Source organism: Kitasatospora sp. NPDC002040 (assembly GCF_040296785.1).
GTDB lineage: Bacteria > Actinomycetota > Actinomycetes > Streptomycetales > Streptomycetaceae > Kitasatospora.
Map to the genome: position 1 here is coordinate 609653 of NZ_JBEOXV010000002.1, position 13950 is coordinate 623602.

Here is a 13950-nt window from a genome sequence, read left to right on the forward strand (position 1 = left end):
CCCACCACCCCACCCGAGGTAATCGATGGTCTCCCGGCACCAGCCCACCGGCGCGCCCGCCGCCGTGGCCCCCTCGCTGATGCGCAGCATGAATCAACGGCTGCTGCTGGAGCGGCTGTTCGACCACGGGCCGGCCATCCGCCCGCAACTGGCCCGGGCCACCGGCCTGTCGCTCCCGACGGTGATCGCCGCCTTGGGCGACCTCGAACGCGTGGGCCTGGTCCGGCCGGCCGAGCGCCCGGAGTCCTTGCAGGGCCGCCCGGCCGCGGCCTACGAAGCCGACCCAACCGCGGGGACGGTGGTCGGCGTGGACATCGGCCGCGAGCGGCTGCACCTGCTGGTCAGCGACCTCGGCGGGCAGCTGTTGAGCCGGCTGGAGGTCCGCAACACCGCGCAGAGCGCGGACGAGCTGGTCGAACAGGTCGAGTACGCGGTGGTCACCGCGACCGCCCAGGCGGGCGTGGCGGCCTCGGCGGTGACCCACACGGTGATCGGTTCGCCGGGGGTCTTCGACGCCGAGCGACGCAGCATCAGATTCGCCGCGAACCTGCCCGGTTGGCAACGCACCGGCCTGGCCGACACCCTGGCCTCCCGCCTCGGCGCCGCGCTGACCATCGACAACGACGCCAACCTCGCGGCGTTCGGCGAGCACGCCTACGGTGCGGCGCGCGGCCTGCGGCACTTCGCCTACCTGACCATCGGCACCGGACTGGGCCTGGGGCTCTTCCTGGACGGACGGGTGTACCGGGGGGCCACGGGGGCGGCGGGCGAGGTCGGCTACCTGCCGGCCTCCGGCAGTCCGGCGCCCGGACGGCCGCTGAGGAGCGGTCAGACCCTGCCGCCGCGAGGCGCGCTGGAGGAGGCGGTGGCTGCCGACGCCTTCGTCCGGCGGGCGCTCGCCCAGGGTATGCCGGGGCCGCTGACCGCCGAGTCGGTCTTCGCGGCGGCCCGCGCCGGTGACACCCGGGCCCTGGCCGCGGTCGCGGCCGTGGCGGGTGAGCTGGCGGGGCTGGTGGCCGGGGTGCTGGCCTTCCTGGATCCCGAGGTCATCGTGGTGGGTGGGGGCGTGGGGCAGAACCTGGATCTGCTCGAACCGCCCGTGCTGGCGGCCCTGGAGGAGATGACACCGCTGCGGCCGAAGCTGGTCGCGAGCGCGCTCGGCACCGAGGCGGTGGTGCGCGGGGCGATCGCCACCGGGGTGATCGCCGCCCGGGAGGCGTCGTTCACCACCCGGACCGCCCGGCCGGTGGAGCCGGTGAAGCCGACCGAGGCCTGACGGCGCCGGGTTCGGGCCTGCACGAGCCAATCCGGGTATTGACGCTATGGAGTCTTTAGTAAAGACTCTTAACCATGATCAGAGTCAGCCCGCCCCGGTCCGCGCCGGGCGCCGATCCCGCCATGCACCCCGGGGTGGTCATCGCCCTGGACATCGGTGGGACCAAGATCGACGTCGCGCTGGCCGACCGCTCCGGCACGGTCCTGGAGCGGATCCGGCTGGAGACCCGCGCCGCCCTCGGCCCCGAGCAGGCTCTCGCCCGGGCCGCCGAGGCCGCCGCCCAGCTGACCCGGCGGGCCCGGGCCGAGTACGGCAGCCAGGTCGTCGGCCATGCGGCGGTGAGCCCCGGCGTCGTGCTCCCCGACCGGGTGCTGCTGGCCCCGAACCTGCCGGGGTGGGAGGAACTCCCGCTCGCGGCAAGGCTGGTGGAGCTGCTCGGTGCCGAGCGCGTGCCGGTGGCCAACGACGTGCGGGCCGCAGCCCTCGCCGAACTGCGCTTCGGCCGGCTGCGCGGGGTGGACCCCGGGATCTACCTCAGCGTGGGCACCGGCATCGCGGCGGCACTGACCGTCGGTGGCACCGTCCTGGCCGGGGCCAACCAGGCGGCCGGCGAGATCGGCTACACCGCCTTCGACCCCGGCGCGGCCGGCCAGGACCGGGCCCCGCTGGAGGAGTTGGCCGGCGGCAAGGCGGTCGGCGAACGGGCCGGCCTCCTGCTCGGCACCGCCTCGACCGCCGCCGAGGCGTACGCCAGCACCGACCCGGTCGCCCAGCAGGTCGTGCACCAGGCCCTAGGCGCCCTATCGGTTGCCCTGGCCAACCTCACCGTCTTCGTCGATCCCCAGCGGGTGGTGGTCGGCGGCGGCCTGATGGGTTCGGCGGACACCGTCCTGCCGGTGCTCGCCGCCCACCTGCGCCGGGCCGTCCCGTTCCCGCCCGAGGTGGTGGCGGCGCACTTCACCCAGGACGCCTCACTGCACGGCGCGGTGGCGCTGGCCCTGGACACCGTCGCCGCTCACTGACTCCCGCCCCGACGCCCGCCCGCCCTCCCGGTAGAGCCGGACAGACAGGAGCCCATCCCATGACCCGCCCCACCGCCCGTACCCAGGACGCGACGCACCTCGACCCGGCCCGCATCGACGCCGCCCGCGACGACGCCCAGGCCCTGGAGCTGCTGCGCGCCGCCGTCGCGGTCCCGAGCGTGACCGGCAACGAGGCGGCCTTCGCCCGCTTCGTCGGCGACCGACTGACCGACCTGTGCGACCGCGTGGTGGTGGACGAGTTCGCTCCCGACCGGGCCAACGTCTGGAGCTCCTGGGGCGGCTCCCCCGAACAGCCCGGCCCCGGCCTGCTGTTCGCCGGGCACCTGGACACCGTGCACGTCACCGGCTGGCAGGAGCACTGGGCGGGGACCGAGCGCGAGGACCCGTTCGGCGCGGCCGTGGTCGACGGCAGCGTCTGGGGTCGCGGCGTCGGTGACCTCAAGGCGGGCATCGCCGCCGTGCTCGCGGCGCTCCAGCTGCTGCACCGGGCCGGGTACGCCCCGCTCGCCCCCATCCGCACGCTGTTCGTCGCGGACGAGGAGAGCGGTGAGCCCGGCAGCGGCACCAGCGAGGGCATCCGACGCGCACTCAAGTCGGCCGAGGAAGGCCGGATCGACCTCTCGGCGGAGCTCGCCGTGTACGTCGAGCCCACCACCATGCAGGTCTACACCGCGCACATGGGCTTCTTCATCACCGAGATCACCCTGACCGGGAAGTCCGCCTACTTCGGTACCCCCGAGCTCGGCGTCGACGCACTGCGGGCCGCCGACGAGGTGCTGCGGGAACTCTGGCGGCACGACGAGGACCTCCGGGTCCGGCCCGGCGCACCGCTGATCGGCTCGCCCTCCCTGCTGGTCACCGGCATCAACGGGGGCGGCTACGTCTCGGTGCCCGGCGAGTGCCGGATCAGCCTGATCCGCAAGCTCGTGCCGGGCGAGGACCTGGACAGCGCACGCACCGAACTGGACTCCCGGATCCTGGCCGCCGTCACCGATCCCCGGATCGCCGTACAGATCTCCTACCCGGCCGGCCGTGACCACCCGGTGGGCGGTACCTCACTGGTGACCGACTCCCACCTGGAGCCGATCCGCGCACTCCAGGCCGCCGTGGCCGCCGAACTGCCCGACCGGGGCCGGATAGCGGCGGCCCCGTACTGGTCCGAGGGCCCCTTCCTGGCCGCCCGCCTGGGCCTGCCGACCGTCTACTGCGCCCCCGGTGACATCAGCAATTGCCACACCTTCGACGAGCACGTGGAGGTGGCCGAGTACCTCAGCGCGGTCCGCGTCTACGCCCGGTTCATCGCCGACCGCTGCGGCCTGCGCGACCTGCGCGACTGACCCCCGACGATCCGACGCAGCGCCGGACGGTGGCCGCCCGACGGGCGGATACTGAGCAGGTGACCGTGGATACCGTCGTCATCGACGAGGCGATGCTGGCGCTCCCCGCACCGGCTCTGCGGCCCTACGTGGCCTGGTACTCCGGCTACCGGCAGCAGGGCCTGGCGCCCGCCGTGCACCGGGGCCTGCCCTCGCCGTACCTGACCTTCATCCTCACCCTCGACGATCCCCTGGTGATCGCCGCGCACCCCGACCCCGCCCAGGCCCGCGGCTCGTACACCGCGCTCCTGGGCGGGCTGCACACCTCCCCCGCGCTGATCACCCACTCCGGCCGGCAGTCGGGCATCCAGATCGCCGTCCGACCGCTGGCTGCCCGCACCCTGTTCGGGCTGCCGGCCGGGGAGTTGGGCGGGCAGGACCTCCCCCTCGACACCGTCCTCGGGCCGCTCGGCGAACTGCTTCGGGAGCGCCTGCGGACCGTGGACGGCTGGGCAGAGCGGTTCGCGGCCCTGGACGACGCCCTGCTGACGCTGGCCGGCGCCGCAGCCGACCGGCCGCAGCCCCAGCCGGAGGTCCACTGGGCCTGGCAGGCGCTGCTGCGGACCGGTGGCGCGCTCCCGGTGGCGGATCTGGTCCGGGAGACGGGCTGGAGCAGTCGCCACCTCCAGGAGCGGTTCCGCCGGGAGACCGGCCTCACCCCGAAGGCGGCCGCCCGGGTGATCCGCTTCGACCGCGCCCGGCGGATGCTCGGCGCGGCGTCCGGTCCGTGGCGGCTGGCGGACCTCGCCGCGCACTGCGGGTACTTCGACCAGGCGCACCTGGCGCGGGAGTTCCGCTCGCTGGCCGGGTGCGCGCCCAGCACCTGGCTGGAGTCCGAGGGCCTGGAACTGGCGAAGTTCCGAAACGTCCAAGGCAGCGGGGACCCCGTGGCGCCAGAGTACGAGGCGTGACCCCAGGTCCCGTTCCTGAGGCGCCGTTCCGAGGAGGTCGTCGACGATGGCTGCAGCCCCCGCTCCGCAGGTCTGGCCCAGCCTGCACGCCCGTGATGCCCGGGCCCTGATCCGCTTCCTGGTGGACGCGTTCGGCTTCGAGGAGGTCGTGGTCCACGGGCAGGACGCCTTCGTCGCCCACGCCGAACTGGCCTGGCCGGAGGGCGGCGGTGTGATGCTGGGCTCCCTCCGCCCGCCCGCCGCGGGTGCAGCGGGTCCGGAGTTCCGGGCGACTGTGCCCGGAACCTTCAGCGCCTACGTGGTCACCGCCGACCCGGACGCGGTCCACGACCGCGCGGTCGCCGGCGGCGCCGTGATCACCACCGGGCTGTCCGAGACCGACTACGGCTCGCGCACCTTCGCCGCCCGTGACCCCGAGGGCAACCACTGGTTCTTCGGCACCTACCCCGGTGCCCCGCGCCCTGAGGCGGGGTAACCCCGGTGGCCGCCACGCCGCTCGAACGGCTGCGCTCCCTCTGCCTGGCCCTGCCCGAGGCGGAGGAACGGGTCAGCCACGGTGAGCCGACCTGGTTCACCGGGCCGGCCCCGCGCGGCCGGGTGTTCGTGATGTTCGCCGAACACCACCACGACGACGTCCTCGCCTTCTGGTGCCCGGCCCCGCCGGGCGCCCAGGAGGCGCTGATCGCCGAGGACCCGGACCGCTTCTTCCGGCCGCCCTACGTCGGCCACCGCGGCTGGATCGGCGTCCGCCTGGATGCCGAACCGCTGGACTGGCACCGGATCGACGACCTGGTCCTGGACGCCCACTCCCTGGTGGCCCCCGCCCGTCTGCGAGCGGGAGCGGGAGGCCCCCGCCCGACACCCTGACGTCGCCGGCGCACCCGTCAGCCCTCCCTCATCCGTACACCTCACACCACCGGATACAGCCACCACACCACGCCCATCAGGCACTTCGGCACCGTTCACCCTGATGCGCCGAAGTCCGTCACCACCCCGCTCATCACCGCCCCCACGCTCACCCGATGAGACGTCAACTGCCAGGCGGTGCAGGGAGGCCGGGGGGAGGTCGGTCCAGACTCTTGTTCCCGTGGCCTGTACCGGCCGCTACCGAACTTCGCGCCGGTCGGCCCCCGAGGGAAACCCGCGTTCACCCGCACCAGCACGTCTGGCACTCCAGCCGTAGATCGTGACCTACGGGACGAAGCCCGCTTCCCGATCCGCGGCGGCGATCTGGTCGTGAAAGCGCCGGTGGACCCAGTGGCGCTCGCCGAGGAGGTCCACTTGCCCCCAACGGCCGGAGACCGGCCCCAGCCGGGTACGGCGCGGCATCGTGCCCGCCAGCCGCTGTGGGTCGGCGCCGCCGGACAGCTTGGCGCTTTCCAGCACGTGGACGGCGTCCTGGGTGACCACCACGCACCGGTACCTGATCCAGAACATGGTCAGGCCGGTGAGGTAGGTGACAACGAAGAACCAGGCGCTCGGCGCGCTCTGTGCGATGAACACCTGCCGGATCTCGCTACCGGCAGGCAGGAAGGGTGCCGAGCGCCGCGCCAGGTCCTGCCGTGGCCCGGGACCGCGCCGGCCGGAATCGTCAGCGGTCATACCGTCCTACTTTCCCGGCTGCGCCCTCCGTACGCACGAGCGGGATCACCGTCGACCGCCGGAGCAGGGGTGAGGGCGATTGCCGGACCCGTACTGTGCGCTGACGGCATGCCAACTCCACTGTCAGCAGGCCCCGGTGAGCTCCGCGCCGCGCTCGCGGACCGGAACGCTCCCGGCTTCCACCCGATCGAGCTCTCTCTGCTCCGGGTCGCGGCCGGCTGCGGCGCCTTCCTGGTCTGGGCCCGGAAGGAGGGCACCTGGCCGTTCGGGCCGAAGCAGGTACGGGAGGAGATCCTGACCGCCGTGTCACGGGCCGTCGGGTTCGGGCGCTGCCGGAAGGCGCTCCACGGCCACCATGGCCGCGTCGTCGCCCAACCGCCCGCCGGCGTGGGCGACGAGGTCTGCGCACAGGCGCCGCAGGAGGGTCTGCGGATCGCAGGGCGGCCAGGAGGCGATCCGTTCCGCCAGGGGGTAGAAGGCTCCTGAACGGTCGCGGGCCTCGATCACCCCGTCCGTGTAGAGCAGCGCGATGTCGCCGGGTTCGAAGGCGAAGGTCTCGACGACGAAGTCGTCGCCGAGCAGTCCGGTGAGGCCGAGCGGCGGGGCGGGTCGGCTGACGTCGAGGGAGGTCACCCGACCGCCGCGCAGGACCAGCGGCGGCGGATGTCCGCAGTCGACCAGGTGGATGGCCGGTTCGGTGTCGGGGATGTCGAGGAGGACCGCGGTGATGAACGACTCCTGGCTCTCCTCGCTCCGCTCCACGGGGGTGTCGGGATCCTCGCGGTCGCGGAAGACGGCCCCTTCCAGGTGGGTGATCAGGGTGGGGAGGTCGGGCTGCCGGTAGGCCGCCGCCCGGAATGCCCCGAGCAGCAGGGAGGCGTCGCTGATCGCTGCCAGGCCCTTGCCCCGGACGTCACCGACCAGGAACCGGGTACCCCGGGCGGTGCGCGCGGCCGCGTAGAGGTCGCCGCCGATCTGCGCCTCGGCCTCCGCCGCGAGGTAGACGGAGGCGATCCGGAGTGGGCCCATCCGGTGCGGCAGCGGCCGTAGGACCACCGTCTGCGCGGCTTCGGCCACCGACCGCAGTTGGGTCATCCTCCTCTCGTGCTGCTCACGGAGGTGGGCGAACAGGGTGACGAGCGCGGAGATCAGGGCCAGCGAGGTGATCTGGACCGAGTGGTTCAGGTCCAGCAGGGTGGTCCGCGTTGCTGCCACGATGCTCTGGGCCAGTACGGCGAGGGCTCCGACGGCGGCGGTCGTCCTCGGACCGGCGAACGAGGCCGTGATCGCGGGGGCGGCGACCAGGAGCGGCCCGAGGTGGACCTCGGACGGCGCCAGGATGTCCACGACGGAGATCACGACGATCAGGACGAGCGGGATGGCGACGAGCGCGCGGCTCTGCTGCCGAGGCCATCGGAGATCCGCGAGACGTCGCCGAACGTCCATGACTCCTGCATACCCCCAGCTGCCCGCACGCGCCCCCGGGCCACGCCGGGGCTCACGAAACGGACCTGCGGCCCACGCGCTCCGTCCGTACGGACCGCCGGTCGGCGTTGCCGGTGTCCGACGGGGAGACGGTCCTTCCTATTTCGGGTCCAGGGCGAGGCGGCGGCGGACGGTCGCGGAGAGGCGGTCGACCGCGACGATCAGGACGAGCACCACCAGGATGTGGGTGAGCATCTCGTCGAACCGGAAGAGCTTGATCGACTGGTTGATGAGGAAGCCGATGCCGCCCGCGCCGACCAGTCCGAGGATCAGTGAGGCACGGACGTTCACGTCCAGCCGGTAGAGCAGGAGCCCGGCCAGCCTGGGGGTGACGGTCGGCAGGAGGGCGTGCAGTGCGACCTGTGCCCGGCTCGCGCCGGCCGACCGGAGGGCCCGGGACGGTCCGGGGTCGGCGTCCTCGATCGCCTCGGCCCACAACTTGCCCATCACGCCGACGTTGTGGACGACGAGAGCCAGAACGCCCGGGAAGGGGCCGAGGCCGACGGCGGTGACGAAGACCAGCGCGAAGACCACGTCGGGGACGGAGCGCAGGAAGGAGAGCACGGAGCGCGCGGCTTGGTAGACCCAGGTGTTGGGTGCGACGTCGCGGGCGGCGAGCAGGGCGAGGGCGAGGGACGGCGGGATCGACAGGGTGGTGCCGAGCAGGCCGATCCAGAGGGTGACCAGGGCGGCGGCGGAGCTGGTCTTCAGGACGGCCCAGTCCAGGCGGGGCGGGAAGGCCTCGTCCAGGAAGGAGGCCATGCCCTGCCAGCCCTCGGCCAGTGCGGTGAACGACATCTCGGTGGTGTCCCAGGCCACCGCGTGGACGGCGGCCATGAGCAGGAGGAGGACCGCCGTCGTCGCGACGGTGCGGGGGCTCCGCCGGGGGCGGGGCGGTACGGGGAGGCGGCGGACGCCGTCGCGGGCGGGTGCGGTCGTCATGACGGGCTTTCGGCGAGTGCGGGCCGGCGGGTGGTCCGGTCGGCGGGCTGGTAGAGGGAGTCGAGGTTCTGGCCGGGCGGGCCGTCCAGGACGACGCGGCCCTCGCGCAGGCCGACCACCCGGTCGGCGTGCTGGGCGGCGAGCGAGGGCTGGTGCAGGACCGCGACGACCGCGAGCCCTTCCTCGTGGGCGAGTTGGGCCAGCAGCGCGAGCACCTGCTCGGAGGCCGCGGGGTCGAGGGCGGAGACCGGTTCGTCGGCGAGCAGGACGTCGGGGCGCTGGCACAGGGCACGGGCGACGGCGACGCGCTGCTGCTGGCCGCCGGACAGGCGGCCGGCCCGGTCGTGGGCCCGGCCGGCCAGGCCGACCCGGTCCAGGCAGGCCATGGCCTCCTCGCGCAGCTCCGGCGGGAACAGCCGGGGGGTGAGCGAGCGGCGCAGCGGCAGCCGCCCGAGGGCCCCGGCGCAGACGTTGTCGAGGACGGTGCGCCGGTGCACCAGGTGGGTCTGCTGGAAGACCATGGCGAGGGCGAGCGGGTCTCCCGCCCGGCCGTCGACGGTCACCGTGCCCTCCGCCACCGGCTCCAGCCCGGCGGCGGCGCGCAGCAGGGTGGACTTGCCGCACCCGTTGGCGCCGAGCACGGCGAGGAACTGGCCGCGCGGGACGGTGAGTTCGATGCCGTGCAGGACCTGCTTCGGGCCGTAGCGGACGGTGATGCCGGAGAGCTCGAGCATCAGAGGTCCTTGTCGGTCAGCTTGAGGGTGTCCGCGAGGTCGAAGAGCGGCTGGTAGGTGGACTTGTCGACAGCGACCAGGGGTGCGGCCTGCTTCACGGCCAGCAGGGCGCCGAGCTGGCCGACCTTGTCGGCGGGCAGGTGCAGGAGGGCGTCGGTGACGGCCTTCTTGAACGCGGGGTCCAGGTTCTTGCGCAGCGCGATGGGGTCGTTCGGGATGGGATCGGAGGCCCAGATCTTGCGGAACTTGGCCGGGTCGAAGGTCTTGGACTGGGTGGCGCTGGCCAGCTGCTGGGAGTTGATCTCGGCGGCGTCCACGGTGCCCTTGGCCAGGGCGAGCAGTGCCTCGGCGTGGCCGCCGGCGTAGTTGGTCTTGAGGTCGGTGGTCTTCAGGCCGGCGTCGGCGAGGGCCTTGCGGGGCAGCGCGTCGCCTGAGGTGGAGCCGACCGAGGAGAGTGCGAGGGAGTGCCCGGCGAGGTCCTTGACCTCGCGGACGGGGGAGTCGGCGGGGACCCAGAGCCCGGCGGTGTAACTGGAGACCTTGCCGCTGCTGTCGCCGAAGGAGGCGACGGCCTCGGCCCCGGCGCGCTGGTGGGCGAAGACGTAGCCGAGCGGGCCGAACAGTGCGATGTCGAGCTTGCCGTTCTGCAGGGCGAGGACCTCACCGGCGTAGTCCTCGGTGACGGCGAGCTGGACGGGGCAGTGCAGCTGCTCGCCGAGGGCTTCCGCGAGGACCTTGGCGGCGGGGGTGAGCTTGGCCGGGTCCTCGAAGGGTTCCACGCCGAAGCGGATCTTCCCGCCGGGGCAGGTGGCGGACGCGCCGGCGTCGGCGGAGGTACCGCCGCCGCTGCCGCAGGCGGTGAGGGAGACGGCGGTGAGAACGCCGGTGACGGCGAGGAGGGCAGGGCGAAGACGCACGGTGGGCTCCGGGGTGAGCAGCGGGGAGGGGCCGGGCTGGCGGGGTGCGGCGTGGACCGGTGTGGCCGGGGAGGCACCGCGGTTGGGGCCGGCACCGAAAAGCTGTCAGCTCCGGCACGCCAGGTCAACCACTTGTTGTGACAAGTCATCTGTCGTTCACCTGCCCGTAGCCCCATCACTCCACCTCAAGGGGGCCCATGGGAACCACTCCGAGGCGGGCATGACATCGCATCATCCCTGGAAGTGACAGCATCAGCCCGATCGGCGGCCGATCCACTCCGCATCTCGACGAGTGAACACTGCATGACTTGTAGTGATATGTACTTGCCGCTTGGTGACCTCCGCTGCGACCGTTGCCACCCATGAGCCCAGACGGAATCCACCGACGGTCCTTCCTGGTCGGCGGCGCAGCCGCGCTGACCACCGCCGTCGCCACCGCCCTCCCCGCCCACGCCGCGACCACCGGCCAACTCCGGGCCGCCGTCCTGGAGTACACCGACCAGTGGACCAAGGCCACCGGCCTGGCCGAGTTGCTGCGCCGCGCCGGCTTCACGGTCGTCCCGCTGGACACCGGCCGCTCCGCGACCGCCCAGGGCGTCGACCTGATCGCCTTCGGCAGCTTCACCAACAACGGCTCCCAGTACCCGAGTTACGTCGCCGCCCAGGCCGCCTCGCTGCGCGACTTCGCGGCCGCCGGCGGCGTGGTGCTGGATCTCGCCCAGTCCGACCAGTTCGGCGCGACGGTCTCCTACCTGCCGCCCGCGCTCGGCGCGGTGCGCACCGACACCGACTTCGACACCGTGCTGGCGGTGGCCGCCGACCACCCGCTGGTCTCGGCCCTGCCCGTCCGCTCCGGCAAGCTGTTCACCGGCCGCAGTTCCAACATCCGGGTCAGCTGGGAGACCGTCGGCAGTTGGCGCTCGATGCGGGTGCTGATGGCCTGCACCACCGGCGGCACCAACCCGTGCCTGCTCGAAGGGGCGCACGGCGCGGGCCGGTTCCTGGTGACCAGCCTGACCGTCGACAAGTGCTTCAACTCCGCTGGTACCGCCCTGCATTCGGCGACCGCCGTCCAGGACAGCGTCACCTTCTTCACCGCCCTCGCAGGGTACGTCGCCCAGGTGCGCGCGGGCACCGCCCCCGCGGTCCCGCCCACCCCGATGCCGGCCCAGCCGCCGGTCGGCCCACTGGTCGGGCACGTCGGCACCACCACCGCGCGGCTCTGGGCCCGTCCCGGCCTCGACACCGCTGTCTACCCCGTCTGGCGCTGCACGGTGCGCACGGCGGCGGGCTGGTCCACCGCCGTCGACGTGCCGGTGTCCGCCGCCAACGACGACACCCTGCTGGCCGACGTCCCCGGTCTGCAGCCCGCCACCCGTTACGACTTCACGATCGCCCCGGTCCAGGGCGCCCCCGGGTTCACCCCGCTGGCCGGCTCCTTCAGCACCGCCCCGGCCGACGGCGCGGCCGCCGTGGTCACCATGGGCCTCGGCTCCTGTGCCCCGTCCACCCCGAACACGGTGTGGACCCGGATCGTGAACGAGGGCTGCGACAGCTTCGTCCTGCTCGGGGACACCCCGTACGTCGACTCCGGCGACCTGGCGGTGGCGCGCACCAAGCACCGGGAGTTCCTCGCCCAGCCGGAGATCGCCCGGATGGTCGCCACCATGCCGACCTGGGGTACCTGGGACGACCACGACTTCGGTGGCAACAGCGTCAACGGCTCCTTCGCCGGCAAGGTCAACACCCGCACCGCCTTCGTCGACTACCGTGCCAACGCCTCCTTCGGTCATGCCGACGACGGCACCCGGCTGACCGCCAGGACCCCGGGCCAGGCCGTCTACACCTCCTTCCGGCGCGGCCCGGTCGAGGTCTTCCTGCTCGATCCCCGGTGGTTCAGCAACACCGGGCCGAGCTGGGCCGACCCGACGAAGACCACCTGCCTCGGACAGCTGCAGTGGGACTGGCTGCGGGCCGCGCTGCGCGCGAGCACGGCCCCGTTCAAGGCCATCGCCTCCGGCATGATCTGGGACGACAAGGGCAACGCGGAGACCGACGACTGGGCCACCTACCAGCACGAGAAGGACGCACTGCTGGACTTCCTGGCCGCCGAGCGGATCCCCGGCTGCTTCCTGGTCAGCGGAGACATCCACAGCTCGCAGGCGCTCAACTACGGGCCCCGGATCGGCTACGACCTCTGGCAGTTCGTCGTCAGCCCGCTGCACGGGAGCACCATCTCCGGCCTCAACGCCGCCAACCCGGCCCTGGTCTCCAGCGCCGTCCAGCCGTACACCTTCCTGAAGTTGGTCGCGGACACCACGGTCTCCCCGGCCACGCTCACCGCCACCTGGATCAACCGGGACGGCAAGCGGCTGTTCGAGGTCCGCCGCACCGCCACCGAGCTGGGCCACCCGGCTCCCTGACCCGCCGTCCCCCGTACCCCCTGCCCCCGCCCGCGCGGGGCAGGGGGTTCATCCATTCTTCCGCCAACCTGTCATGACAAGTACTTGATCTGAACGAGTTTCCATGACAAGTTCGAGACATGAGCTTCTCCCCTGACACGGTCCCGGTCCGTCTCGCCCGCTGGGAAGGAGTGGACCGGCCCTTCTCCCTGCTGGTCAGCACCACCGCCCGCACCCCCGGCCCCGGCGAACTGCTGGTGCGGATCGACCTGGCCACCGTGTGCGGCAGCGACCTGCACACCGTCGAGGGCCGCCGCCCCTCCCCCGCGCCCTCCCTGCTGGGCCACGAGCAGGTCGGCACGGTGGTGGGTGTGGGAACGGGCGGGGTGCGGTGCGTGGACGGCACGCCGGTCGAGCCGGGCATGCGGGTGGTCTGGTCGGTGGCCGCCTCCTGCGGCCGCTGCGAGCGGTGCCGGGACGGGCTGCCGCAGAAGTGCCTCCACCTGCGCAAGTACGGCCACGAGCCCTGGTCCGAGCGCTCCCCGCTGAACGGCGGATTCGCCACCCACTGCGTGGTGCTGGCCGGCACCGCCGTGGTGGCCGTCCCCGCCGGGCTGCCCGACCAGGTCGCCAGCCCCGCCTCCTGCGCCACCGCCACCGTCGCAGCCGCGCTCGCAGCCGTCGGCGGCACCGGCACGCTCGCCGGCCGTCGGGTGCTGATCACCGGAGCTGGCATGCTCGGCCTGACCGCCGCCGCGATGGCCGCCACCGCCGGCGCGCAGGTCAGCGCCGTCGACCCGGACCCCGAACGCCGTTCCCGCGCCCTGCAGTTCGGTGCGGGCACCGTCTCCGACGGCACGGAGCCGCCGGCCGAGGCCGACATCGCCCTGGACTTCTCCGGCCACCCCGCCGCCGTCCAGCGCTGCCTGGACTCACTCGCCGTCGGCGGACGGGCCGTCCTGGTCGGCTCCGTCTCCCCCGGCCCGACCGTCGCGCTCGACCCCGAACGCCTGGTGCGCGGGCTGCACACCGTGGTCGGCGTGCACAACTACCACCCCCACGACCTGGACACCGCCGTCCGCTTCCTGACGGAGCATCACCGTGCGTTCCCGTTCGCCTCCCTGGTGGCCGCCGCGCACCCGCTGGAACGGATCGCCGAGGCCATCGAGGCGGCCCGCACCGGCACCGCACCGCGCCAGGCGCTCGCCCCCCACGCCACACCGGCCCCATGACGGCGCGAAGCCGGCGGAGGATCCTGGCAC

The 13950-nt window shown here is 73.3% G+C and carries 13 protein-coding genes; 8 read left to right on the forward strand and 5 right to left on the reverse strand.

Annotated features, from left to right (window positions below):
• Positions 1–25: 25 nt before the first annotated feature.
• From ABT118_RS08060 to ABT118_RS08085, 6 genes are all read left to right on the forward strand, one after another.
• Entirely contained in the window at positions 26–1276 is a 1251-nt protein-coding gene (locus ABT118_RS08060) for an ROK family transcriptional regulator (protein WP_350645857.1), read from the forward strand.
• Positions 1277–1350: 74 nt separating this feature from the next.
• The gene (locus ABT118_RS08065) at positions 1351–2298 is read left to right on the forward strand and encodes an ROK family protein (RefSeq protein WP_350645859.1); all 948 of its coding nucleotides are present in this window, start codon (positions 1351–1353) and stop codon (positions 2296–2298) included.
• A gap of 59 nt (positions 2299–2357) precedes the next feature.
• A complete protein-coding gene (locus ABT118_RS08070) occupies positions 2358–3656 on the forward strand; it encodes a M20 family metallopeptidase (protein WP_350645861.1) in 1299 nt (432 codons plus the stop codon).
• A gap of 59 nt (positions 3657–3715) precedes the next feature.
• Positions 3716–4606, forward strand: coding sequence for an AraC family transcriptional regulator (locus ABT118_RS08075; protein WP_350645863.1), 891 nt, complete (start codon positions 3716–3718; stop codon positions 4604–4606).
• A gap of 46 nt (positions 4607–4652) precedes the next feature.
• The gene (locus ABT118_RS08080) at positions 4653–5081 is read left to right on the forward strand and encodes a VOC family protein (protein ID WP_350645865.1); all 429 of its coding nucleotides are present in this window, start codon (positions 4653–4655) and stop codon (positions 5079–5081) included.
• A 5-nt stretch (positions 5082–5086) separates the two neighbouring features.
• Entirely contained in the window at positions 5087–5473 is a 387-nt protein-coding gene (locus ABT118_RS08085) for an MmcQ/YjbR family DNA-binding protein (RefSeq protein WP_350645867.1), read from the forward strand.
• Positions 5474–5797: 324 nt separating this feature from the next.
• Here ABT118_RS08085 and ABT118_RS08090 read toward each other — a convergent pair whose 3' ends face one another.
• The 5 genes from ABT118_RS08090 to ABT118_RS08110 form a co-directional block, all read right to left on the reverse strand.
• Positions 5798–6208, reverse strand: coding sequence for a hypothetical protein (locus tag ABT118_RS08090; RefSeq protein WP_350645869.1), 411 nt, complete (start codon positions 6206–6208; stop codon positions 5798–5800).
• Positions 6209–6514: 306 nt separating this feature from the next.
• Positions 6515–7654 (reverse strand): PP2C family protein-serine/threonine phosphatase, encoded by a 1140-nt coding sequence (locus ABT118_RS08095; protein ID WP_502884497.1) that lies wholly within the window; start codon positions 7652–7654, stop codon positions 6515–6517.
• Between the two features lie 138 nt (positions 7655–7792).
• Positions 7793–8635 carry a phosphonate ABC transporter, permease protein PhnE gene (phnE, locus tag ABT118_RS08100; protein ID WP_350645873.1) on the reverse strand — a complete coding sequence of 281 codons (843 nt, stop codon included), beginning with the start codon at positions 8633–8635 and terminating at the stop codon, positions 7793–7795.
• Positions 8632–9369 (reverse strand): phosphonate ABC transporter ATP-binding protein, encoded by a 738-nt coding sequence (locus ABT118_RS08105; protein ID WP_350645875.1) that lies wholly within the window; start codon positions 9367–9369, stop codon positions 8632–8634. Before ABT118_RS08105 ends, phnE begins: the two co-directional genes overlap by 4 nt.
• Entirely contained in the window at positions 9369–10286 is a 918-nt protein-coding gene (locus ABT118_RS08110) for a phosphate/phosphite/phosphonate ABC transporter substrate-binding protein (RefSeq protein ID WP_350645877.1), read from the reverse strand. The genes ABT118_RS08105 and ABT118_RS08110 overlap by 1 nt, the downstream gene beginning before the upstream one ends.
• A 362-nt stretch (positions 10287–10648) precedes the next feature.
• Here ABT118_RS08110 and ABT118_RS08115 point away from each other — a divergent pair, with 362 nt between their 5' ends.
• Both ABT118_RS08115 and ABT118_RS08120 read left to right on the forward strand, forming a co-directional pair.
• Entirely contained in the window at positions 10649–12709 is a 2061-nt protein-coding gene (locus tag ABT118_RS08115) for an alkaline phosphatase D family protein (RefSeq protein ID WP_350645879.1), read from the forward strand.
• A 119-nt stretch (positions 12710–12828) separates the two neighbouring features.
• A complete protein-coding gene (locus tag ABT118_RS08120) occupies positions 12829–13920 on the forward strand; it encodes a zinc-binding dehydrogenase (protein ID WP_350645881.1) in 1092 nt (363 codons plus the stop codon).
• Positions 13921–13950 lie beyond the last annotated feature (30 nt).